This is a genomic window from Shewanella profunda (genome assembly GCF_023283765.1).
In the GTDB taxonomy this organism is placed as follows: domain Bacteria; phylum Pseudomonadota; class Gammaproteobacteria; order Enterobacterales; family Shewanellaceae; genus Shewanella; species Shewanella profunda.
In genome coordinates this window covers 1-24,302 of record NZ_JAKILG010000005.1, presented here as the reverse complement: position 1 = coordinate 24,302, position 24,302 = coordinate 1, and the positions used below count along the sequence as shown (strand labels likewise).

Below are 24,302 nucleotides of genomic sequence, written 5' to 3'. Positions count from 1 at the left end.
ACGCGTTTCAATTTTATGATTATCCAAGAAATTCACTGAGCTGACCAGCATTGCCTTACATTAGATACAAAAAAGCCTCCATAAGGAGGCCTTTTACTATGCGGTCAATCACACATTAACGGCGTCAACACGCTCGCGCAGTTCTTTGCCTGGCTTAAAGTGCGGGACGTATTTGCCTTCCAAATCAACTGATGAACCAGTTTTTGGATTGCGGCCAGTACGCGGCGCACGATAATGAAGCGAGAAACTACCAAAGCCACGGATCTCAATACGATCACCGCTTTCTAATGTTGTCGCCATTTGCTCCAACATTTCTTTGATTGCACTTTCAACTTCCTTCGCCGACAGCTGCGACTGCCTGGTGGCGAGTTTTTCGATCAGTTCGGATTTTGTCATCCTAGCTATCCCCTATTATCAAGCCAAACACAGTCACCTATAAAGGGTGGCGAACCACCCTTTAACAACAGGCGATTATTTGCGAGCTGCTTTAAACGCTTCAGCCATAGCATTACTAATAACAGCGTCTTCTTGTTTATTCAAGGTCGCCATTACTTCTTTTTCTTCAGCTTCGTCTTTCGCTTTGATTGACAAGCTGATAGAACGGTTCTTACGGTCAACACCCATGAACTTAGCTTCGATCGCATCACCTACATTGTAGACAGTAGATGCATCTTCGATACGCTCACGTGAAATGTCAGCTACACGGATGTAACCTTCAACTGTGTCAGCCAATTCAACAGTTACACCTTTAGCATCAACTGCAGAAACAGTACCGTTTACGATAGTACCTTTCTTCTTGTCAGCTAAATATGCGTTGAATGGATCGTCTTCAGTTTGTTTAACACCTAAGCTGATGCGCTCACGCTCTGGGTCAACAGACAGAACCACTGCGTGGATTTCGTCGCCTTTCTTGTATTCAGAAACTGCGTCTTCGCCAGTACCGTTCCAAGAAATGTCAGACAGGTGAACTAGGCCATCGATACCGCCGTCAAGACCGATGAAGATACCGAAGTCAGTGATTGACTTGATCTTACCAGAAACCTTGTCGCCTTTGTTGTAACGAGTTGCGAAGTCATCCCATGGATTGGTCTTACATTGTTTCAGACCAAGAGAGATACGACGACGCTCTTCATCGATGTCCAGAACCAGAACTTCAACTTCATCACCTAAGTTAACCACTTTAGATGGGTGAATGTTCTTGTTAGTCCAATCCATTTCAGAAACGTGAACCAGACCTTCAACGCCTTCTTCGATTTCTACGAAGCAACCGTAATCAGTTAGGTTAGTAACGCGACCAGTTAAACGTGTGTTTTCTGGGTAGCGTTTGCTGATTTCTAACCATGGATCTTCGCCAAGTTGTTTCAGACCTAGAGACACACGAGTGCGCTCACGATCGTACTTCAGTACTTTAACGTTGATTTCATCGCCAACATTGACGATTTCAGATGGGTGTTTAACACGTTTCCATGCCATATCAGTGATATGCAGTAAACCGTCAACGCCACCTAAATCTACGAATGCACCGTAGTCAGTCAGGTTCTTAACGATACCTTTAACTGCTTGACCTTCTTGCAGGTTTTCTAACAGTGCATCACGCTCAGCGCTGCTTTCTGATTCGATAACTGCACGACGAGAAACAACAACGTTGTTACGCTTCTGGTCTAGTTTGATAACTTTGAATTCTAATTCTTTGTACTCTAAGTGAGCGGTGTCGCGAACTGGGCGCACGTCAACTAGAGAACCTGGTAGGAAGGCACGGATACCGTTTAATTCAACAGTGAAACCGCCTTTAACCTTACCATTGATGATACCGATTACAGTTTCAGCATCTTCATAAGCTTTTTCCAGAACGATCCAAGCTTCATGACGTTTCGCTTTTTCGCGAGACAGTTGAGTCTCACCGAAGCCGTCTTCAACAGAGTCAAGAGCTACGTCAACTTCATCACCAACTTGAATTTCTAAAACGCCTTGCGCGTTTTTGAATTGTTCAGCTGGGATTGGGCTTTCAGACTTCAGACCCGCGTCAACCAGTACCATACCGTTTTCGATAGCAACAACAGTACCACGAACGATAGAACCTGGACGGAATTCCAGAGTTTGAAGGGATTGTTCAAATAGATCAGCAAAAGATTCAGTCATGTTTTAGGTTACTTTATTTAATAAACCACTGTCAGTCCTAGACGTGGAGTCAGTCAAATTATCCGTATCATCCTTAATACGAATACCTATCCAGTGGGCTAACTTAGTTAACGTTGGATAACTTTTCGTTGATGTGTTTAAGCGCAAGCTCAAGCACTTCATCTATACCTTTACCGCTAGTATCGATAACAAGCGCGTCCTCGGCGGGGACTAAAGGAGCCACCGGACGATTCATATCGCGTTCATCACGTTCGATAATTTCACTTAAAAGGCGCTCGATATTAACATCGAAGCCCTTGTCCTGCAACTGATTATAGCGTCTTTGGGCACGCTCCTGCGCAGATGCAGTTAAATATAATTTTGCCGATGCAGTAGGGAAAACCACAGTTCCCATATCACGACCATCGGCAATTAATCCTGGGGCAGTTCTAAAGGCTCGTTGGCGGCGTAATAAGGCTTCCCTTACCCGTGGGAATGCCGCTACTTTAGATGCTGCATTTGAGCACTCTTGGGTACGAATATCCGTGGTGACATCTTCACCTTCCAATATCACTTGAACGGGATCTTTATCATTGCCAGTTAAAAACTTCACATCAAGATGTGCCGCCAACAACGTGATAGATTCTTCATTTTCCAGTTCGACGTCGTGATGGATTGCAGCAAGCGCAAGAACTCGATAAATAGCACCACTATCAAGCAGTTGCCATCCTAAATGCTGAGCCAATAACTGACTAATTGTACCTTTACCAGCACCACTTGGGCCGTCGATGGTGACTACAGGAGCCCGTTCAGACATACATTCCTCCGCAAAAAAATAATCATCATCCGTGAGTTCATCATGTGAGCCCCCGAAAATGAGCGCGCCGCATTGTACAATAAAAGACAAACAAAATCCGTGGATTTTTTGTGAAGATTAGAAGCCGAGCAAATACGGCTTCCTAATTTTTGAGATAGATGGATATTCGTTTGTAAGTCTTGACACCTTAACGTTTAAGACTGGCAAATTGTACGAAATAGTCAGGAAAAGTCTTCGAGGTGCAGTCAGGATCATTGATGGTGATGCCACAATCGGCGAATGCCAGCATCGAAAAGCACATGGCCATACGGTGATCGTTGTAGGTATCGATTTCAGCGGTGTTAATCACAGTTGGAGGGGTAATTTTAATGTAATCCTTGCCCTCTTCAACTTCGGCGCCCACTTTGCGTAATTCGGTCGCCATTGCCGCTAACCGGTCGGTTTCTTTAATTCGCCAGTTGTAGATATTGCGAATAACCGTCGTGCCTTTAGCAAACAGTGCAGCAGTAGCGATGGTCATGGCTGCATCTGGGATATGGTTCATGTCTAAATCGACGGCGGTTAATTGTGAGCCGCGGGCAATAATATAATCATCGCCCCACTCGATATCTGCGCCCATTTTTTCGAGCACATCGGCAAATTTCACGTCGCCTTGAATACTTAAACGACCCACTCCTGTGACTTTGACTTCACCGCCTTTAATCGCCCCTGCGGCGAGGAAATAAGATGCCGATGACGCATCGCCTTCTACCAACACTCTACCCGGTGACACATAACATTGCCCTGCAACGATTTCAAAACGGGCATAGTCATGGTTGATCACTGTCACGCCAAATTGCGCCATCAGGGCAATCGTGATGTCGATATAAGGCTTAGAAACTAACTCGCCTTTCACATGGATATTCACGCTACCCTTAGCAAGCGGCGCCACCATCAGTAAGGCCGTTAAAAACTGGCTCGATAAATCGCCTGCAATTTCAACGTCACCGCCATTAAGGCCAGTGGCATTAATGGTCAGCGGTGGGAAACCGTCATTTTTGAGATAAACGACATTAGCACCCAGTTGCCTTAAGGCATCGACTAAATCACCAATCGGACGTTCTTCCATCCGAGGCTCGCCCGTTAGGGTAAATTCGCCTTGGCCTAAGGTTAAGGCAGCGCACAATGGGCGCATTGCGGTACCGGCATTGCCTAAAAATAACTCCTGCGCTGATTCGGATGAAATCACGCCGCCTATGCCATCGAGTTCACACACGGTATTGTTTTGCGATAAACGGAAGTTCACCCCTAACTGCTTTAGGGATGCCAACATATGGCGGATATCATCTGAGTCGAGCAGATTGGTGAGCGTGGTCGTGCCTTGGGCTAAGGTTGCCAATAATAGGGCACGATTTGAAATACTTTTTGAGCCCGGAATATTGATCTCACCGCGGACTTGCACAACAGGTTCAAGACGTAATTGCTTCATGAATAAATCTTCTTTCTCTCTAGGGCGTCATCATTACGATCACGCGGACTGAATAGGCAAATGGCAACTTTACGCTACACAGCGTCAAGTTAAGATTACAAACAAAAGGAGATTGGGACCTTGTTGGTGCTTCATCGTTATAAAATTACCGATTGTCGCTAAGGATTCAACCGTTTTTTCGAGAAAAATGGCTTTTTAGTCGGATTATTTGTTGAGTTCAGTGTAAAAATAACAAAAATGCAAAGTTTAGGCGGTTAATTTATGATTTAACGGTATTTTTGACAGGCTTTTTTTGCCAAGATAAGCCTTACTAAATCACAGTTTTCACTTTAAATACGTTACCTTTCCGCGCTATTCTAAGCCTCAAACGATAAATAACGCATATCTGATACGAACAATCACGTTTGCACTATAACCAGAAAGGTAGATGGAGCTATGTTTAACTCACTCATCGCAATGCCAGCAGATCCCATCCTTGGCTTGTTGACTCAATACCGCGAAGACACTCACCCACAAAAAGTCGATTTAGGGGTGGGCGTTTATAAAGATCCTACAGGCGTTACCCCTATTCTCAGCTGCGTGAAAAAGGCGGAAAAATTCCGTCTCGATACCGAAGCCACCAAAGTGTATATCGGTCCAACGGGCTCACCACAATTCAACACCTTAATAACGGAGTTAGCCTTTGATGCAGGCCACAGTGCCATTATCGCTAATCGCATCCGCACCGTTTCTACACCCGGTGGTACAGGTGCGCTACGCGTTGCAGGTGACTTTATCAAACGCTGCAACCCGAATGCGGTATTGTGGGTGAGCGACCCGACTTGGGCTAACCATATCGGTTTGTTCGAAGCCGCTGGCATTACCGTTAAAACGTATCCGTATTATGACTACGATAGCAAATCATTGAAATTTGACGAGATGCTCGCTGCATTATCGCAAGTCAGTCCTGATGATGTGGTGTTACTCCACGCCTGTTGCCATAACCCGAGCGGTATGGATTTAACCACAGAGCAATGGGATAAAGTGGTTGCCCTGACAAAAGAGCAAGGCTTTACCCCACTGATTGACATGGCCTACCAAGGCTTTGGTGATGGCGTGGATATCGATGCCTACGGCGTACGTCAAATGGCAGCCGCGGTCGACAATATGATCCTGTGCAGCTCATGCTCGAAAAACTTCGGTTTGTACCGTGAGCGTATTGGTTCCTGCTCTGTGATTGCAAAAGATGCCAATACCGCCAATATCGCCCAATCTGTGCTGCTTTATGTGGTTCGCTGCCTCTACTCTATGCCACCAGCTCACGGCGCAGCGATTGTTGAGACGATTTTAGGATCGGCAGAATTAACCCAAGAATGGCTAGATGAGCTTAAAGTGATGCGCGATCGCATCAACGGCAACCGCGCCATTTTAGTGGATAAACTCAAAGCCAATGGCGTAGACCGTGACTTTAGTTTTATCGCCCGTCAAAAAGGTATGTTCTCCTTCCTCGGCGTTAATCCAGAGCAAGTGGCGCGCCTGCAAAAAGAATTCAGCATTTATATGGTAGGTTCAAGCCGTATCAGTATTGCAGGGATCAGTGAGGACAATGTCGATTATCTAGCGCAGTCGATCGCAAAGGTTATTTAAATCAAAATCTAAAGCTGCATTCCCGTGAGTAAATGGAATGCAGCAAATGCATATCACGTAGCGGCGCAGTACAGAGATTGAACCTTTACTCCACTAATACCTTGTAATTGGTAGATGAAAACATCACCTGCGTGGGGTTCTTTTGCCAATTGCTCACTACTGAGTGAATGTTTTGCGCTGGTAATAATGAGCCAATCTAGTTTTGGTCCACCAAAAGCAATACTGGTTGGATTAGTAACGGGCAGTGGCAGGATTAAATCTATATATCCCTCAGGATGATAGCGAACGACTTGGCCTCCACCCCATTGTGCATTCCAAATAAATCCTGCGGCATCAACTTCAGAACCGTCAGGAAAAATATGGTGATTGGTTTTGGTAAATGACCGTTTGTTAGTCACAGCCGCAGTGCTAGGCTCAAAATCGTACTGGAATATCTCATGTTTTGGTGAATCGGCATGATACATGGTCAAACCATCTGGGCTCCAACATAGCCCATTTGAAATGCAGATTTTATCTAATACTTTTAAACATTGACCTTGTTTATCGATGCAATATAGCGCGGCATTCTGACTAACTGAATGGGGAGCCTCTACCATAGTGCCTGCCCAAAATCGCCCTTGCCTATCAACTCGTCCATCGTTAAATCGGTTGCCAATAATATTCAACTCAGGTGTTGCAAGCCATTGAACCTCTGATGTTTGAAGATGAAATAAAGCAATGCCCCGATCAAAGGCCACGATAAGTTGTTCTTGGTTATCCGTTAAGCTGAACGAACCGACACGATACGGTGTAGGTATTTTGCGAAGTGATTGAGACTCAATGTTGTAGTTGTAAATCAAAGCAGATTCGATGTCGGTCCACCAAATTGACTGGGTTTTATCGTCCCATACCACTCCTTCCCCTAGGGTATTCGCCACTGGGATTGTCATCAATAATTTACCGATACCAATCTGAATCATAATGAACTTAGGTAATTTGAAGTGCCGTCATCTTTCAACATATTGTGATATTAATCAATGCTGCACCACATAATGAAATTGAGCCTTTACGCTTTACCTGTAAATAAAAAAGCACTCTTTCGAGTGCTTTTCAACTTAACATCAATCTGTTAGCAGTAATTATGGGTTAGATTCAGCAAATAACTCCTGGATATCCAGCTCTGTAATAGCTTCATCGTAGAATTTAATTTCATCGATAGCCCCACTAAATGGAACATTCCAGAAGTTTACACCAACAGCAAATTTCGTGGTTGGCACCGAGAACACATCCGGGAAATTAGCCCCAGTAAACATCAAGTTACCGTTAATGTATACCTTAACATCACCCCCATTGACGGTGTAAACCATATGCGACCACTGATCTTTAGGCATCACATAACCCGTTCTGCCATCATACCAAGCTTCACCTGACCAGAGTACCAAACGCTCATAATCGTTTTGGCCGCCGGGTAATACACTGGTCCAGCTCGATGTACTGGCATAAGCAAACAGTGCTGTTGTGTAGTTATTGAGTACTGTGGGATTGAGCCAGAGTGATACGGAATAGGTATTGTCTTTAATCAGGTTATTCGGTAATTCAATACCTGAAGCCCCATCAAACACCGCGGCCTTACCCACAGCACCTGCGGCATAACTAATCTCACCACCCGTTGTGCCAATCAAATTACCCACCACATTACCTGCACCAAAGTTTGCAGTGCTGTCGATAAGGTTATCTTCAAAACTATAAATTGCTATCGGCGCTGGCGGTGCTTTTGATTTTACGGTGGCGGTAAAGACTTTAGTTTGGGTTGCCTGGCCGAGTTTAAGTGTTGCCGTAAGTGTTACCACTTTATCGGTTTCATCTCGACTTGGCTGATTGACACCACCTTTAGTGTCAATAATAGTTGGATCGGAAGATACCCAAGATATGGCTGCTGCATAAGGGCCACTTGTAGGTAAAATTAAGTCTTTACGTACTGCGGTTAAATCGCCTAGGTCAAGAATATCAGTTGCAGAAGCCAACAGTTCGCTATCCGGCAACTTATCGATATCCAGTGCTTTGACTTCTTCAGCCGTTAATGCCCCTTCATATACCTTAAGTTCATCAAGTAAACCGTTATAGGGAATATCCCAGTAGTTGACCCCAAGGCCAAATACCCCTTGATTACCCGTGAAGAAATCAGCGAGATTACCTTGGCTAAATTTTTCAATGCCATTGATATAGACATTCACTAAGCCATTTTTCACCGAAAAAGCTAAGTGAGACCAAGTGCTTTCAGGAATACGCTCACCCGTTACCCCATTAAACCATGCAGAGCTATGACTCCAAAACATGGTATTGCCGTCCCAACCTTGGGGTAACATACTGATCCAAGTGTTGGAAAACTTACTGCCATCTTCAGCTGCTTGTTCATTTACAGCACCAAAAAATGCGGTAGTAGATTGCGTTATTACGCTAGGATTTGCCCAAAACGATACAGTGTACTCATAGCTTGAGATAATACCGCTCGGGAGCAGTACACCGTGTGCACCATCAAGGGAAAGTGCCTGCCCTTCGAGGCCAATGCTATAACCAACTGATTCTGCCGGTTTAAATATCCTATCACCCGTAGGTTGACCTGCTGCAAATAATCCCAAAGTATCGTTTAGATTATTTTCAAAGCTATAGTGCGCAATGCGGTTATAGGCTTTTCTAGCAAACACTGTGACTTGGAAAGTCTTAGTCACTTTTTTACCGTTTACCATCACAGTCGCGGTTAAGGTGATGACCTTATCGCCTTCCCCTGCATTGGGCCTAATGACGGTTCCATCGGTACGGATCACGCCCTCATCACTTGAAACCCAATTAATGGTTGCACCACGAGTACCTTGCGTTGGTAAAAGAATCGTATCCGTTGTTGCTTCGGAAACAACACTAATCCCATTAACGGTATCCGTTAATATTTGATCTGTAGTTTTATCGACTAACTTAGAGCCCCAAATACTCACACCATCGTTGGACAACGCACTGAATGTCGGCATTAACTTCGCTTGGTTTGGATCCCACTGCCATGTCAACACCCCTTCAAATGTACCTAAGTTATCAAGGGTTAAGGTGATTTGGCTATCATCAGTTTGTACATAAGTCCCTGTTACATCGCCAGTTATAGCACCTTTATTTGTCCAAGTTCTTTTTAGCTGAATATGCACAGATTTATGTGCTTTAGTATTAATGTCTTTTGCATGATTAATGAATTTATAAGCGCCTTCAATATCCAATTCATCAACAATATTTTCGCCCGTTATGGCTGCGTAACGTTGTGGAGATGCGACTAACCAGCCATCGCTATTCATAAACATTTCATGCACTCGAACACTATGTCCTTCACCCGTATCAGGGAAGCGAGTGTGAAATACTAAGAAATATTTTCCAGAATCTGCATCATAAAAAGCGGAATTATGCCCAGGTGACATATAGCCATTATCTGTTCCTACATCTCCAGGATGGGCGTCAACTAGGAAACTGCCCATCAGTTTCACGCCATAGGGGGTAATCATCTCTGCGTTACCCGTCGCATTAATCATATCCTTGCCAGAAGCATCGACATAAGGGCCATTTGGATTTTTAGAGCGCGCAATACGAATGTTATAACCATCATTTTGCTCATAGCCACCAAATGAGGTAAACATATAATAATATTCAGATTTAGGGCTATAGATAACATAAGAGCCTTCAATCGGACTGTAATCGCCGCCCATGATCTTAGTGCCATACCCTTGGCCATCGAGTGGCTTACCCGTTGTTGGATCGAGCTGTAAAACCCAAATACCACCCGAATATGAGCCATAGGTCATCCAAAGGCCGCCATCTTTATCGTAAAAAATGGCAGGATCGATAGCATTAGGATCAGTATATCCACTGTAGTCTTTGCCGTTAACGCCAGGGTTTTCGGCACCCTCATGCCCAGACTTTAGGAATAAACCTTGGTTAACATAAGGCCCCATTATCTTGTCAGACGTCGCCACTCCGAGGTAGGAGCGGGAAACACAATCCGATTTAACAGGCCCAGCGCAGAAGTTATAGTAAAAATGATACTTACCATCGGCTAACTTTTTGATATCGGGAGCCCATGAACCAATAAACCCCCCAGTCCATGCTGTACCTTCTGCGATTTCAGTCGCATAAGTATTAAACAAGCTGCTGGACTCAACACCGTCAAGAGCGACTTGAGTCCAACTCATTAAATCCTTTGAACTCGCCACAGCAAGATGGGAGCCAAAAACATAATAGGTTCCGTCAGTATCTTTAATGATGGAGGGATCATGAACTACCGCATTGGTATAGTTCACTTCACCGGAAACGGTTGGGTCCGCAGACGTAACCGGAGGAGGAGGTGTAAAGGTGTTTGTGTCGTTAGCACTATAGCTACTGTCGTCCCCACCACAGGAAGCAAGTGCCAGAATCAATCCTACAGACACGAATGAGCGTTGAAGCACCATGAGCGTCGATCCTTTTATTGTTGTGTTTAAATATTAAGGTTGGTTGTTAATAAATGTCATTATTTAAATAAGTAATACAATACTACTGTAACACTAAAGTTAACAGTAGCATTCTTAAAATAGAAGTAAATATGTTGTGACAGGAATTTTCTGAATTTTATATGTGAACTGGCGTGAGCTTGGCTGCTACTGCGGGTTTACGACTTTAGTCTAATACCGCCATCGCCGTAAGTTGACAAAATAATAATAATGTTTAAATACAAATAGATAAGTAAATTTCAGGTAAAATGGATAACCAGTGATAAATGTGACATGAGTTGGCTATTGCAGGGATCTACAAGTTGACACAGCAATAGTCATACAATATGATTTTAACAGTTGTCATACATTGTTAACTTTGCACTCAAAGGCAGTTCAATACCCTATTCAGTGCAACGTGCGTTATCAAATTCTTAACTTTTCAGGGGCACAGTTGGGGAAGTAGGTGACTTTGAAGTGGGATAAAAAGACCGGGATGTCAGTGGGTGTCTTAGGCTTACCGGGTCAAATAATAAACTACCGGAGATTAACTAGATGTTTAAACAGACTTATTTGGCAAGTGCGATCATTCTCGCTCTCACCAGTCAAGCTACGTTTGCGGCAGACAAAGATGTTGCACAAGAGAGCCAGGTAGATATTGAGCCTGTCACTCAGCAAGAAGCCCAAGTCACCGAACCTCGACCGAATGAAGAACCTATGGAAATTATTCAGGTTCAGGGCATTCGTGGAAGTTTAAATAAAGCCGTAGAACTTAAGCGCCAAAATATTCAAGTCGTTGATGCTATTGTTGCTGAGGATATTGGTAAATTTCCTGACAATAACGTCGTTGAAGCCCTACAACGTGTGACGGGTGTGCAGGTAACAGACAGAGCCGGTGGCGAAGCCAATGTCGTCAGTATTCGGGGTTTAACCGATGTCACGACAACCGTTAATGGACGTCAGATTTTCACTGCTACTGGCCGCTCCGTTGCAATTGCAGATATTCCAGCCGCATTACTGGGCAGTGTAGAAGTATTTAAAACTCGTTCTTCTGCCCAAGTGGCTAGTGGTATTGCGGGTCAAATTGATATTCGCACCCATCGCCCATTCGATTTTGAGGACAGTAAAGTCTCTGTTGCGGCTAAGGGCATTTATTCCGACCAACCCGATAAAATCGATCCTAACTTCAGTGCATTAGCTAGTGATCGCTGGGATACCAGTATTGGTGACATTGGTGCTCTGGTTAACGTCTCATATATTCGTACTAACTATAAAGATGAAACGGTTTCTCCTGGTGCATCTTTCCCTTACTTTGTCGAAGATGGTACACGGATAACCAGTGGTTGGACTCAAGGTTTAGCTCATGGTATTGACACCAGTGCTGGCGCTACTATTGATGGTAAAGAATATTTGCTCGCCCGCGATGCAATGTTTGGCAATACTGTCGAAGGTGAGCGTGAGCGCCCTGCCTTTAATATTTCACTACAATGGGCACCAAACGATACTTCTGAGTATACTTTTGAGGCCTTTTATAACGGTTTCCGAAATGAAAGCTTTAACTCCATGCTGTTCAGCACCGTTGACTCTTCAGCTAATTGGCAGCAAGTGATCGCTGATGGAGTCGAAGTTTACGATGGCACCAATGTGGTCAAATCTCGTACAGCTTACAATGCCTATAACTTTACCAGTGGCGATCACTCAAAAGCCAGCACGGACAGTTATGTGTATGCTTTAGGTGGAAAATGGGACATCACTGATGAATTCCAATTAAAGTCTGAGGTGGTATTTCAGCAGAGCCAATATGAAAATGAATTCACGGCGATGCGCGGTCAAGCGACTGTGTATGGTGTTGCGATTGATGCTAATGCTGACGATGGTATTCCAAGTTGGGCCTATTTAGATAATCCAGATACCACCGTCGATGAGTCAGACATGACGAATCCAGACCTGTGGGAAACGGCAGACTTCTATGACAATGCCAGTAAAGACGAAGGTGATTCATTGTCTTGGACAATGGACGGTAGTCTATATGTCGACTTCAGCATTTTTACTAAAATGCAGTTTGGTACACGTTATGAGCAGCGTGGTGCCACTAACTCAAACCGTACTGCCAGTGGCGCTAAGAATATTGCGTTTAATGACTTAGATCCATCAATGATTACCACTACATCGGGTTTCTTCGACGGCCGAGCAAATGTGCCAGATTCATGGGCAGTGATCAATGGCTATAATCTTTATAACAACCGTAGTCAATACGAAGCACTTTGGGGATTTACTGCTGATCAGTTACTGATGCAAAAAACCTTTGATATCGATGAAGACTCTTGGGCGGCCTATGTTATGGCCGATTTTGATACTGAACTCTTTGGTAAGCGTTTAGATGGTCAAATCGGTGTGCGTTACGAAGCTTCAAATTCGGATATGACTTTCTTCAATAAAGATGCGGAAGATGAAGAAGGAAACAAGTACACAGCCATTACCACTGATAGCACGGATACGTCAAAACTACTGCCAAGTTTAGTGATGCGTTACTGGTTAACAGATGATTTACTCGCTCGTTTTGCCTACACAGAGACGATTCGACAGCCAGATTTTACGGACCTAAATTCTTTTACCTACTACACCCCAGATTTAACGAAAGTAGGTAATGGCACTGCAAATAGCGGTACCCCTAATCTAGATCCAGTGACATCTGAAAACTATGACTTAACGCTGGAATACTATTTCGGCAACGGTAACTCAATTTACGGTACTTACTTTCGTCGAGATATTGAAGGCTTAGTCTACAACTCATTAAGCAAGATTTTCTATGACTATGATGGTGATGGGGTTGATGAACCTTTTATTCTGAGCCGCCCAGGCAACACCTCTAACGGTAAATTGACTGGTTTTGAGTTAGGTGCAGTGTATTTCCCCGACGATTTACCTAGTTTTCTGGACGGGTTAGGCACTCAAGTGAGTGCAACACTATTAGACTCATCACAGGACATTCCCGAGTTCGACATTTCAAGCGGTGAGCAAATAGGTGTCACAACCCGTGATATGTTCGGAGTTTCCGATGAATCCTACAGCGCAGTACTGATTTACGATAAAGAATATTTTAGTGCACGTATGTCCTACACGTGGCGCAGTGAATTCTTAAACAGTTACGATTCAGCATCTTTTGCAATGCCACGGGGTATCTATCGTAAACCAGAGCAATCACTAGACTTCCAACTAAGCTATAACATCACCGATGATTTAGTGCTTAGCTTTGATGCCACTAACCTGCTGGATGATGTGTATCAGGAATACTACGAGGATTCGACCTTGTTTAACCGTACAAATAGTATCTACACTCGTACATTTGCCTTAGGCGTTCGCTACTCGTTCTAAGCTAAAGATTTAGTATCTCGTTCGTTTTAAAAAGCTAATCATCTGATTAGCTTTTTCTTTTTGCGATGAGTGTCCGTGCAAACATTAGCATTTACCTTGCTCTACATCACTTTAACGGCTACAGGTCGTTTAGTGGCACAGGCTTTCAATCAAGATCGCTGATAGCGTTGTATTCCTTTAGTGAAAAACATCCTCTGCTTTGAAAGCCATAGGTGATTTGTTACTGTTAACACCCACACAGTGACCGAATAGACATTTATGCTCTCATCGTGGTTTTTCGTTGACACTATCCCTACGGATATTTTTGTACTCTTAATATTGAGTGCAGGTTTTACTTCTTTTTTTACCGCCTGTTTTGGTATTGGCGGTGGGGTTATGTTACTGGGTGTGATGGCTCAAGTGCTCCCCCCACAACTGATTATTCCACTCCATGGCGTGGTGCAATTGGGTGCAAATGCTGGACGAGCCGTAGTCGGCTGGCAGGATATTCAATGGCGATTTATTTACACCTTTTTACCCGGTGCAGTACTTGGTGCTTTACTCGGTAGCCTTGTATTGGTTGCCCTACCGCCTTCTATCATGTATCTCACCATTGCGGCATTTATTCTGTATTCCTGCTGGGGCCCCAAACTGCCGAAGATAGTTTTAGGGACGTTGGGGACACTAGTTGCTGGGGCTATCACCACCTTTATTTCTCTTTTTGCGGGGGCAACAGGACCGCTAGTGGCGGCATTTATTAAACAGCTTGAAGTGGACCGTTTTCGTACCGTCGCAACCTTTGCTATGGCCATGTCACTTCAACATGGGGTTAAAGTTGCTGTATTTGAAGGCATGGGGATATCGATTGCTGACTGGTGGCCACTGTTATTCTGGATGATATTGAGCGGCGCATTAGGCACTTGGATTGGCTTTAAAATGCTGAAACGGGTTGCCGATAGATATTTTCAAACGATATTTAGTGTTGTGCTTTCACTACTCGCCTTGCGGTTAATTTGGCAAGCAATTAACCAGTGGTAAATTTAAGATAAAAAAAAGCAGTAACAGACAAACAGTTACTGCCAACACGCCGAGCAATTAAAGCTCAACAAATATGCCGTTAAGCGACCTCAACTTAGAACGGCATGTCTAGGGTACGTTGATGTTTCAGGGTTATTTTTGTCGCTACCTGCCCCAGATTTTGGCAAATATGGGCCAGAACAAACAAAAATGAATCTCGAAACATCACCCTCCCTAAAATAGCTTGGGCTATTTGGTTTTCATCTCCCTGAAATAGAACTGCTGCGAAATGGTATTCTTCCACACATCCTCAACAATATTGTCGCCATTGGCATAGGACTCGCCCGCGACTTTCATCGACGAACCGCCCTTGCGCGATACCACTCGGAGTGAACCATTTGGCATAAACTCAGTACGCCATTCGCTGTCATCTTTATCACAGGCGCCAAGTTGTAAATTGCCCTCAACACTGACTAAGCACTGAGCTTGTTTATTCGCCGTTAATTGATTTGACTGCAGGCGGTAATAGCCTTCACTGGTGGATGTCGCGTGCCATTGCTGGCAGGCGTTACCTGTGTATTCATATTGGGCGACATTGGCATTCGCCTTTGCGTCACATTGCTGCGCCGAGACCACGCGGCCACTGTGGGCATTTACAATCGCGAAATGGGATACGGGTTCGATACGCCAGTCGGTACACTCGCTGACACGATTTTCACCGGCAACCACAACCGCGCCCTTTTTGCTGCTGCAATTGGCCGCTTGCAGGTTTTTGATTGAACTGTCGTTGGCAAAGCGGAACCAGCCATCACGACTCGCATCAACCGACCAACGCTGGCAACGGGACGCAACCCAAGGCGCGGCATTCACGCCCGAGGCCTTTTCATCTTGGCAATCAGCTTGCGTTAAAAAGGTACCTTCGGCCACATTAGCAAACCGATATAAACCATCGTTAGCAGGATCGATAACCCAAGAACTGGCCTTATCATCACAATGACCAACGCTTACCTCTCCCTTCGCATTCGTGACTACACATTGATTGATATCACGGTTGATGATGCGGTATTTCACCCCTTCGACTTGGGCTTTTAATGGCCCAAACTCGCCGCTTGGAACGGGCAACTGTTGCTTGTCGGCTAATGGCTCACCAAACTGTGGTAAGCCGTTATCATCCCACTTAAAAGGTTGTGCTCTGGCGGCGCGGGTGCCACTGCAACCATCTGTTGGCGATGAATTGCCATGGTAGACTAACCAATCTTCGCTGCCATCGGGGGAGGTAAAAAATCCATGATGACCTGGGCCATATACGCCATTGGCTTTACTGAAGAAGGGTTTGTCGAATTTTGTCCAAGCCGCAGGATCCATAGGATCATCCCCTGTTAGCTCAACAACACCGAGAGAATAATCCTCTGTATTACAAAAACTGGCCGAATGGACGAGGAAAGTGCGTCCATCACGCTGAATGATCTCAGGCCCTTCATTGACATTTAAGCCTGACTTTTCCCAGTCATAAATGGGCTGAGTGATCACTTTATGATCGCCCGTTACCGTCCAAGGATTGGTCATTTTAGCGATGAGGTTAACTTGATCTTTACCGTGCCATTCGGACCACAAAAAGTACAACTGCCCCTTGTGCTCTAAGTAACTGCCATCGATATTCCAATGATCCGGCATGGGAGTGCCCTTGAACTTATAGGGCCCCATAGGATCGCTGCCCTCACTCTCGAGGATATGGTTGCGTTGACCATCAAAATTTTCTGTGACACCCGAGGTATAAATCACATACCAACGCAAGCCTTCTGCGGTTTGCATGGGGTGGAATTCAAATGCCCAAAAATTGCAGCAACGGGATTTATCATCACCGGTCCAAATATTATGCGCAGGTGCATCGGCAAGCCCAGCTATGGTGGGCGATTTACGCATCACTAGCTCGGAGGTCCAAGTGGTTGTCGTTAGGTAATAGTTACCGTTGAAATACTCTAGCCATGGATCGGCGCCATTACGAAACAATGGGTTGGCGAAGGTTTCGCTGGTAATACGATTATCAGCAAGCATTGGCGATGCTTGAACCAGACCAGCGCCAAAGCCGAATGTGAGCGCCATCGCGGCCATCAATTTTGTCAGAGAATGAGTCATAGTTATTTATTACCTATTGGGTCAACTAATACACTTTTATATTGAGTCAGCGCATTTGGGTCGACGGTCGGCCAACCTTGGTTATTCCATGTTAATTCAGCCATTTTGAGCTTCTGTAGACCCTTATCTGCAGATTCATAGGCGTGGAAAACCAAATAGTCTTTGCCATCAAACTGATAAACGCTATTGTGCCCAAGACCCGGCCAAGCCTTAGTGCCATGAAGCAACACTGAACCGCCGCCCTGTGCCATATCTTTGCCCTCTTTATCTAAATAAGGGCCAGTGACAGAGGTGGAACGCCCCATGGCTAAATGATAGGTACTGTCGTCAGCACGACAGCAAAGGCCGTAGGAAACAAATAGATAGTAATAATCATCTTTTTTATAGATAAACGGCGCTTCGATCTGTGCGGGGCCGGGTTCGGTGTCATTTAGCAAGGCCGGACGCTCAAGTTTTGCCAAGGTGTGCCACTCTTCTGGTTTAGCAAGAGAGACAAAATCTTGATTGAGTTTAACCAGCTTTAGCCCTTGCCAGAATGAACCAAAACTCATCCAAGGCGTGCCCTTTTCATCAACGATGATATTAGGGTCAATCGCATTCCATGCATCTCGGTGGGGAATAGACTCAAGTACCATTCCCTTATCGACCCACTGATAATCTTTTGAGTTTTTATCTAAGGTCTTGTTGACGGTTACGCCGATCGCGGAAGTGTTTTTGCCAAAAGCGGAAATAGAGTAATAAAGATAAAAATAACCATCGTGCTCAATAATATCTGGTGCCCATAGATGGCCATCAAAACTAGGAGCCACACTGCGCGCCCATGTGGGCTCAGTATCAAATACCCGTCCGGCCAGCGTCCAATGCACTTTGTCCGTTGAAGCATAATAGGTGATGCCAGGTCCAGTGCTGAAAAGATAATAATTGCCAGCTTCTTTAGCCATAACAGGATCATGAATACTGACCTGTTTTGCGCTTACGCTGCCAATCGTACCCATAAGCCCGATTAACAAGGCACAATGGAGCTTACTCATATGTCGCTTAAGGTGCTTTTTAGCGGTAATAGAAATACGTGGCATCATTTCTCCTTAATGAAACGAGATCCCATTCTAATAAAATAGTTATTATGCTATTGTATGATGATTAAGGTTATCATACTATCAAGACAAATAAGTAACAATCAACTGCGGAAAATTAACAGCAAGAAAATGTGTTAACATCGGGGATGCAATAGTATGCATTGCTGACACATTAACTCACTGTTTATAAAAAATATAATAAGGATTTCTGATGAGTTCTCATAAAATGTCGGTCATTGAAAAGATCGGTTACGGCTCAGGGGATATGGCCGTTAACGTAGTGATATCTTCAATGATGTTAATTATTACCTTCTTTTATACGGATATTTTTGGCTTAAAGCCCGCCGATGTGGGGATTTTATTCCTACTAGTGCGATTAATTGATGCCATCACTGACCCCTTAATGGGCATCATTAATGATAAAGTCACCACACGCTGGGGCCGCTACCGTCCCTACTTCTTATTTATGGCGATCCCCTTCGGGCTCTCGGTGTTTTTAACCTTCAGTACACCGGATTGGGATTATAACGCCAAACTCATTTGGGCTTATTCGACTTATATTCTAGTAACCATCATTTTTACCACAGTCACTATTCCCTATATTTCCATTATTAGCGTACTGACGGATAACCCAAAGGAGCGCTTATCCGCTAACGGTTATCGGTTATTCTTCGCCAAAATTGCCGCCTTTTTAGTCACTATTATCGTGCCTATGTTAGCTTCCTCTTGGGGCGGCGATGACATTGCCGCAGGCTATCAAAAGGCCATGGGGGTGATGGCGTTAATGGCAACCCTACTGTTTTTGTTCTGTTTTTTTACCACAAAAGAGCGCGTAGCCTACAAGGTTGAAACTAAACCTATCGCCATGCAAGTACGTCTATTGTTGAAAAATGATCAGTGGCTAATTCTGACCGCTATTTGTGTGATTGGCACAATTGGCTATGTGATCCGCGGTTCGGTTGCCGCCTATTACGCCACCTACTACCTTGGCGGGGACGCCAAGATGCTTTCAGCCTTTTTATCGACAGGGGTGGGCGCGGCAATCCTTGCGATGGTTGCGTCAACTTGGATCACTAAGCGCTTTTGTAAACTCAAATTATTCCGTTACAGCCAAATTGCTGTAGGGGTTTTGAGCGTGGTGATGTTTTTTGCGGTGCAACCTGGAGACATAGTCTTAGCCTTTGTGCTCTATTTCGCGATTTCCTTTGTGGTGGATTTGCATGCACCCATTTTCTGGTCGGTGATTTCAGAATCGGTCGATTACGGCACAGTCAAAACGGGCCATAGGGTATCTGGGCTTGCGTTTGGCGGGATCTCATTTGCGCAAAAAGCGGGTATGGGCGCAGCAGGGTTTGTGGTCGGTATGCTATTGACTTACTTTAACTATCTGCCTGGACAAGAACAGAGTCCCACGACGTTGATGGGCATTTCACTGATGTTAACCGTCATCCCCGGTGCCTTCCATGCCTTGATGGGCTTATTGATGTTCAAATACAAGATATCTGACCGTGTCTATGAGGAAATCAAGCAGTCACTGCCAGATATGGAAATTATTGATGGGGAAGACGCGCCAGATACACAGCGTACTGCCCACAAGGATAGCGCTCAAACCCAAGTATCCATTTAGTTTTTTGATTACGTTTTTGGAGTCACAAATGTTAAAGCTTACCCCTTTAATCGAACAACGTGCTGATCCGTTTATTTATAAGCATACGGATGGTTTTTATTATTTCACCGCATCTGTACCTCAGTACGACCGTATTGAGTTACGCAGAGCCTCCACCATTGCAGGTCTTGCCGATGCTGTCCCTGTGGATGTGTGGCATAAACCCGATACGGGCCCCTATTCCGATCTAGTGTGGGCGCCAGAACTCCACTTTAACCAAGGGGCTTGGTATCTGTACGTCGCCATAGCCCCAAGTCGCGAAATTAAAGATGCGCTATTTCAACACCGTATGTATGTATTGCGCTGCTATGATGCAAACCCACTAACGGGCGAATGGCAGTTCCTTGGCCAGCTCGATACTGGCATAGACACCTTCTGTCTCGATGCGACAACATTCGAGCACAACGGGCAGCTGTATTATGTTTGGGCGCAAAAAGCCCCTGATATTCAAGGGAACAGTAATCTTTATATCGCGAAGATGGATACACCTGACAAGATAAGCTCAGCCCCCGTGATGCTGACAAAACCTGAGTACCCATGGGAAATTAAAGGGTTTTGGGTGAATGAAGGCCCATCGGTACTAAAACGCAACGGTAAAATCTTTATCACTTATTCAGCCAGCGCGACCGATGAAAATTATTGCATGGGTTTACTACATATTGATGAAAATGCTGATTTACTCGATGCAAGTCAATGGCATAAATCATCAAACCCTGTGATGGAAAGTTGCTATGAGCATGGTGTTTATGGTGCAGGACACAATAGTTTTACCCTTGCAGAAGATGGTGAAACGGTTTTGTTGGTGTATCACGCACGTACTTATACCGAAATTGAAGGCGACCCATTATGGGATCCAAACCGTCACACCTATGTCAAGGCGCTTCGCTGGGATGCATCAGGTATGCCGGTATTTGGTAAGCCATCTGTCCAAGAGTAAGTTAACTGTGATTTTTAGCCCCTGCATTAGGGGCTTTTTTATTTGCCACATCGGTTTTTATGCATCAAGTGTTCAAGAAGAAAACCTTAAGCATTTATCTCGAAGGGATCTGAAATGAAATCTGCATTATTGGTGAGTTGTTTGCTGTTTACGCCCATTGCAATTGCATCACCCTCGGCAATTCCCCTAAACGATGTGCGGATAACTGCAGGGCCTTTTCTACAGGCACAACAAACGGATCTAGATTACATCATGTCGATGGATCCAGAGCGCCTATTAGCGCCCTATCGTAAAGATGCTGGTATTACCACCACGGCTGAAAACTATCCAAATTGGGAAGATACAGGTTTAGATGGGCATATCGGTGGGCATTATCTTTCTGCACTTGCGCTTATGTATGCGGCAACCGGCGATAAAGCCGTGTTGGAGCGACTCAATTATATGGTGGCTGAACTTGAAAAATGCCAGCAAGCCCATGGTAATGGTTATCTTGGCGGTGTACCCAATAGCGCTAAATTATGGCAGCAAATCGAGCAAGGCCAAATAGAGGCAGATTTATTTACCCTCAACCAAGCTTGGGTGCCTTGGTATAACGTCCATAAAGTATTTGCGGGATTAAGGGATACTTATCTCTACACCAATAACCCCACCGCCAAGAAAATGTTAATACAATTTGCCGATTGGATGCTGAACTTAAGTCATCAGCTCAACGATGAACAACTGCAACTGATGCTGCGCACCGAATATGGAGGGTTAAACGAAACCTTAGCCGATGTTTACGCCATTACAAGGGAAAATAAATACTTAGCCCTGGCTAAACGCTATACGGATCAATCGTTACTCCAACCACTCCTCAATCAAGAAGATAAACTCACTGGCTTACATGCTAATACTCAAATCCCTAAGATTGTCGGTATTGGTCGTATTGCAGAGCTAAGCCATAACAAAGTTTGGTTAGCGAGTGCCGATTATTTTTGGCAGCAAGTCGTACATCAACGCACAGTGTCTATTGGTGGGAACAGCGTACGGGAACATTTTCATCCCAGTACTGATTTCAGCAGCATGCTTGAGTCGGCCGAAGGGCCTGAAACCTGCAACACTTACAATATGCTTAAGTTATCTAAACTTCTCTATGAAAATAAAGCCGATTTAAGTTATATCGATTATTACGAACGTGCGCTCTATAACCATATTTTGTCATCACAACATCCAGAACACGGCGGCTTAGTCTACTTTACCCCTATGCGACCCGATCACTACCGCATGTATTCCTCAGCCCAGCAAAGCATGTGGTGCTGCGTTGGTTCTGGCATTGAGAATCATGCCAAATACGGCGAGCTTATCTACGCCAGTGATGACCATGATTTTTATGTGAACCTATTTATCGATTCGACGGTAAATTGGCAGGCTAAGGGCATCACCCTCTCCCAAAAAACCTTATTCCCAGATACAAACACCTCGGAAATCACCTTAAATAAAGACGCAAATTTTAGCCTTAATCTGCGATATCCAAGTTGGGTTAAAGATGAGGGCTTAACGGTGAGTATCAATGGGGAAATTCAGAAAATTAAGGCGAAGGCCGGACAATATATCAAGCTTAAGCGACAATGGCATAGGGGAGATAAAGTCATTATTACCATACCAATGGTAGTAACACTGGAACAAATCCCCGATAAAACAGCCTATTACTCAGTGCTCTACGGCCCGATTGTGCTTGCAGCTAAAACCCATCCGATTGCGCAAGAAACCTTAAACTTTATTGGTGATAGTAGCCGAATGGGCCACATTGCCAAGGGGCCCATGTGCGAGCCGGACCAAGCGCCTATTTTTATCAGCGATGGCACGGCATTTTTACAGAATATCACTCGCTTGCCTTTCAGTGAGCTTAAGTTCTCCACTGGCAAAGCGCGGATAAATCAGGCTAAACCCTTGGAGCTTATTCCCTTCTTTCGTATCCACGACAGCCGCTATACGGTTTATTTCGGTCAAAGTGCGCCCAATGAGTGGCAACAGAAACAGCAGCAGCTAAGCCTTAAATCTCAGCAAGAAGCTAGGATTGCCGCGCAGACACTCGATTTAGTGTTACCGGGAGAGCAGCAACCCGAAGCGGATCATTTCTTTAAGGCATCGAAGAGTGAAGCTGGACTCAATGGCACCCGCCATTGGCGCCATGCCCATGACTGGTTTAGTTACCAATTGAATGCGAAGGGGGAAACAGCGCCAATTTTAAGGCTCACCTACTTTGGTTTGGATGCGGGCAGAGAGTTTGAGATCCAAATCGATGGCAAACTATTAGCAAGGGTCAAACTAAGCGGTGAAAAAGGCGCAGACTTTTACACTCAGGACTACCCTATTCCAACTGAAATGCTAAGCGATCACAATACCGCTTTTAACCTTAAGTTTGTCGCCAAACCCGGCTCAATTGCAGGGGGATTGTATGAAGTGCGGTTGCTAAAACCTATCAATAAGCCACTGTAATAACAATAAAAAGCCGCCTTCACCAAAGGAGATAGCGGCTTTTTAGCAGTTCACAACCCAAACCTAGACCTAGACCTAGACTTTAAATTTAACCACTAGGCTATTTAAGTCTACCGCTAAACGGGTTAGCTCCGCAGAACTAGAACTTGTTTGGTGGGCACCCGCAGCGGTTTGAGCCGCTAAATCTCTAATGGTCATAATATTATTATCAATTTCCCTTGCAACTGTTGATTGTTCTTCTGCTGCACTTGCGATCACATGATTACTGTCACTGATGGCAACAATACGAGTCGTAATTTGATCTAGCGCTTTACTCGCCTCAGCGGCAACGATACGGGCTTGGTTGGTTTTTTCACTTGTAGTCGCCATCGATGATACTGCGGCATCGGCTGAAAGCTGTACTTGCCGTACCATAGTCTCAATTTCTCCTGCTGATAATTGTGTTCTATGGGCAAGACTTCTCACTTCATCTGCAACAACCGCAAAGCCACGCCCAGCCTCACCCGCTCGCGCCGCTTCAATTGCGGCATTGAGTGCTAACAAGTTAGTTTGCTCAGATACAGCGCGGATCACATCCAACAGCTTGCTAATAGAAACAACTTGATCGGCCAGCTGATTAATCACATTCGTGCTTGTGGTCATCTCGTCGTTAATTTCTATAATCACTGCCGTTGTATCGGCGACTCGGTTTTTACCTTCTGTGGCTAATTTAGCGGATTCCGTTGATGCATCCGAGGTTTGTTGGGCAGTACGTGCAACCTCATCGACGGCGGCACTCATTTGTGTTATCGCAGTGGCAGCCTGTTGGATCTCATCGTTTTGTAGCTGCAAACCACGGGATGAGTCTTCAGTGACTGAATTGAGTTCTTCGGCGGCAGAGGCAAGCTGACTAGAAGAACTGCCTATATGGACAATCGCTTCCCTTAAATTACGCTGCATCATTTGTAATGCATTAACCAGACGAGTCAACTCATCGTTTCCGCTCACACTTATCGGCTGAGTTAAATCCCCCTGCGCAATCAGGGCGGGATTAAGCTTTGTTAAATCTCTTAACCAAAGAAAATCTCGCTCCTAAAATCACCATTCCATGCTGCCTTTCTTATTTTGGTTGGTTTACTGGCTTTTAGCGGA

The 24,302-nt window shown here is 44.8% G+C and carries 14 protein-coding genes and 1 pseudogene; 6 read left to right on the top strand and 9 right to left on the bottom strand.

The window, feature by feature from the left end; translation table 11 throughout:
* Window positions 1–108 precede the first annotated feature (108 nt).
* The 4 genes from ihfB to aroA all read right to left on the bottom strand — a co-directional run bounded on the left by ihfB (window position 109) and on the right by aroA (window position 4,403).
* Window positions 109–396 carry an integration host factor subunit beta gene (gene ihfB / locus L2744_RS04115; RefSeq protein WP_248990731.1) on the bottom strand — a complete coding sequence of 96 codons (288 nt, stop codon included), beginning with the start codon at window positions 394–396 and terminating at the stop codon, window positions 109–111.
* Window positions 397–471: 75 nt separating this feature from the next.
* Window positions 472–2,139, bottom strand: coding sequence for a 30S ribosomal protein S1 (rpsA, locus tag L2744_RS04110; RefSeq protein ID WP_248990730.1), 1,668 nt, complete (start codon window positions 2,137–2,139; stop codon window positions 472–474).
* A 103-nt stretch (window positions 2,140–2,242) separates the two neighbouring features.
* Window positions 2,243–2,935 (bottom strand): (d)CMP kinase, encoded by a 693-nt coding sequence (gene cmk, locus L2744_RS04105; protein WP_248990729.1) that lies wholly within the window; start codon window positions 2,933–2,935, stop codon window positions 2,243–2,245.
* Window positions 2,936–3,122: 187 nt separating this feature from the next.
* The gene (gene aroA, locus L2744_RS04100; protein ID WP_248990728.1) at window positions 3,123–4,403 is read right to left on the bottom strand and encodes a 3-phosphoshikimate 1-carboxyvinyltransferase; all 1,281 of its coding nucleotides are present in this window, start codon (window positions 4,401–4,403) and stop codon (window positions 3,123–3,125) included.
* Window positions 4,404–4,838: 435 nt separating this feature from the next.
* Here aroA and L2744_RS04095 point away from each other — a divergent pair, with 435 nt between their 5' ends.
* A complete protein-coding gene (locus tag L2744_RS04095; RefSeq protein WP_248990727.1) occupies window positions 4,839–6,029 on the top strand; it encodes an amino acid aminotransferase in 1,191 nt (396 codons plus the stop codon).
* 53 nt (window positions 6,030–6,082) lie between these two features.
* On the opposite strand, the gene L2744_RS04090 is transcribed toward L2744_RS04095, so the two are convergent.
* A complete protein-coding gene (locus tag L2744_RS04090) occupies window positions 6,083–6,988 on the bottom strand; it encodes an SMP-30/gluconolactonase/LRE family protein (protein WP_248990726.1) in 906 nt (301 codons plus the stop codon).
* Window positions 6,989–7,147: 159 nt separating this feature from the next.
* Window positions 7,148–10,489, bottom strand: a complete 3,342-nt coding sequence (locus tag L2744_RS04085; RefSeq protein ID WP_248990725.1) for a LamG-like jellyroll fold domain-containing protein — start codon at window positions 10,487–10,489, stop codon at window positions 7,148–7,150.
* A gap of 573 nt (window positions 10,490–11,062) precedes the next feature.
* Between L2744_RS04085 and L2744_RS04080 the strand changes: the two genes are divergently transcribed.
* Both L2744_RS04080 and L2744_RS04075 read left to right on the top strand, forming a co-directional pair.
* Window positions 11,063–13,882, top strand: a complete 2,820-nt coding sequence (locus L2744_RS04080; protein WP_248990724.1) for a TonB-dependent receptor — start codon at window positions 11,063–11,065, stop codon at window positions 13,880–13,882.
* 258 nt (window positions 13,883–14,140) lie between these two features.
* Window positions 14,141–14,899: a sulfite exporter TauE/SafE family protein gene (locus L2744_RS04075; RefSeq protein WP_248990723.1), complete on the top strand. Its 759-nt coding sequence runs from the start codon at window positions 14,141–14,143 to the stop codon at window positions 14,897–14,899.
* A 228-nt stretch (window positions 14,900–15,127) separates the two neighbouring features.
* Here the strand turns inward: L2744_RS04075 and L2744_RS04070 are convergent, their stop codons facing one another.
* On the bottom strand, window positions 15,128–17,014 hold the full coding sequence (locus tag L2744_RS04070; RefSeq protein WP_248990722.1) for a family 43 glycosylhydrolase: 1,887 nt from the start codon (window positions 17,012–17,014) through the stop codon (window positions 15,128–15,130).
* 2 nt (window positions 17,015–17,016) lie between these two features.
* Window positions 17,017–18,090, bottom strand: coding sequence for an arabinan endo-1,5-alpha-L-arabinosidase (locus L2744_RS04065; RefSeq protein WP_248990721.1), 1,074 nt, complete (start codon window positions 18,088–18,090; stop codon window positions 17,017–17,019).
* Between the two features lie 211 nt (window positions 18,091–18,301).
* Between L2744_RS04065 and L2744_RS04060 the strand changes: the two genes are divergently transcribed.
* The 3 genes from L2744_RS04060 (at window position 18,302) to L2744_RS04050 (ending at window position 23,171) form a co-directional block, all read left to right on the top strand.
* Entirely contained in the window at window positions 18,302–19,717 is a 1,416-nt protein-coding gene (locus L2744_RS04060) for an MFS transporter (RefSeq protein ID WP_248990720.1), read from the top strand.
* Window positions 19,718–19,745: 28 nt separating this feature from the next.
* A complete protein-coding gene (locus tag L2744_RS04055; protein WP_248990719.1) occupies window positions 19,746–20,693 on the top strand; it encodes a glycoside hydrolase family 43 protein in 948 nt (315 codons plus the stop codon).
* Window positions 20,694–20,807: 114 nt separating this feature from the next.
* The gene (locus tag L2744_RS04050) at window positions 20,808–23,171 is read left to right on the top strand and encodes a glycoside hydrolase family 127 protein (RefSeq protein WP_248990718.1); all 2,364 of its coding nucleotides are present in this window, start codon (window positions 20,808–20,810) and stop codon (window positions 23,169–23,171) included.
* Between the two features lie 75 nt (window positions 23,172–23,246).
* Here the strand turns inward: L2744_RS04050 and L2744_RS04045 are convergent.
* Window positions 23,247–24,191, bottom strand: a pseudogene (locus L2744_RS04045) (methyl-accepting chemotaxis protein); the annotation flags it as partial.
* Window positions 24,192–24,302: the final 111 nt, after the last annotated feature.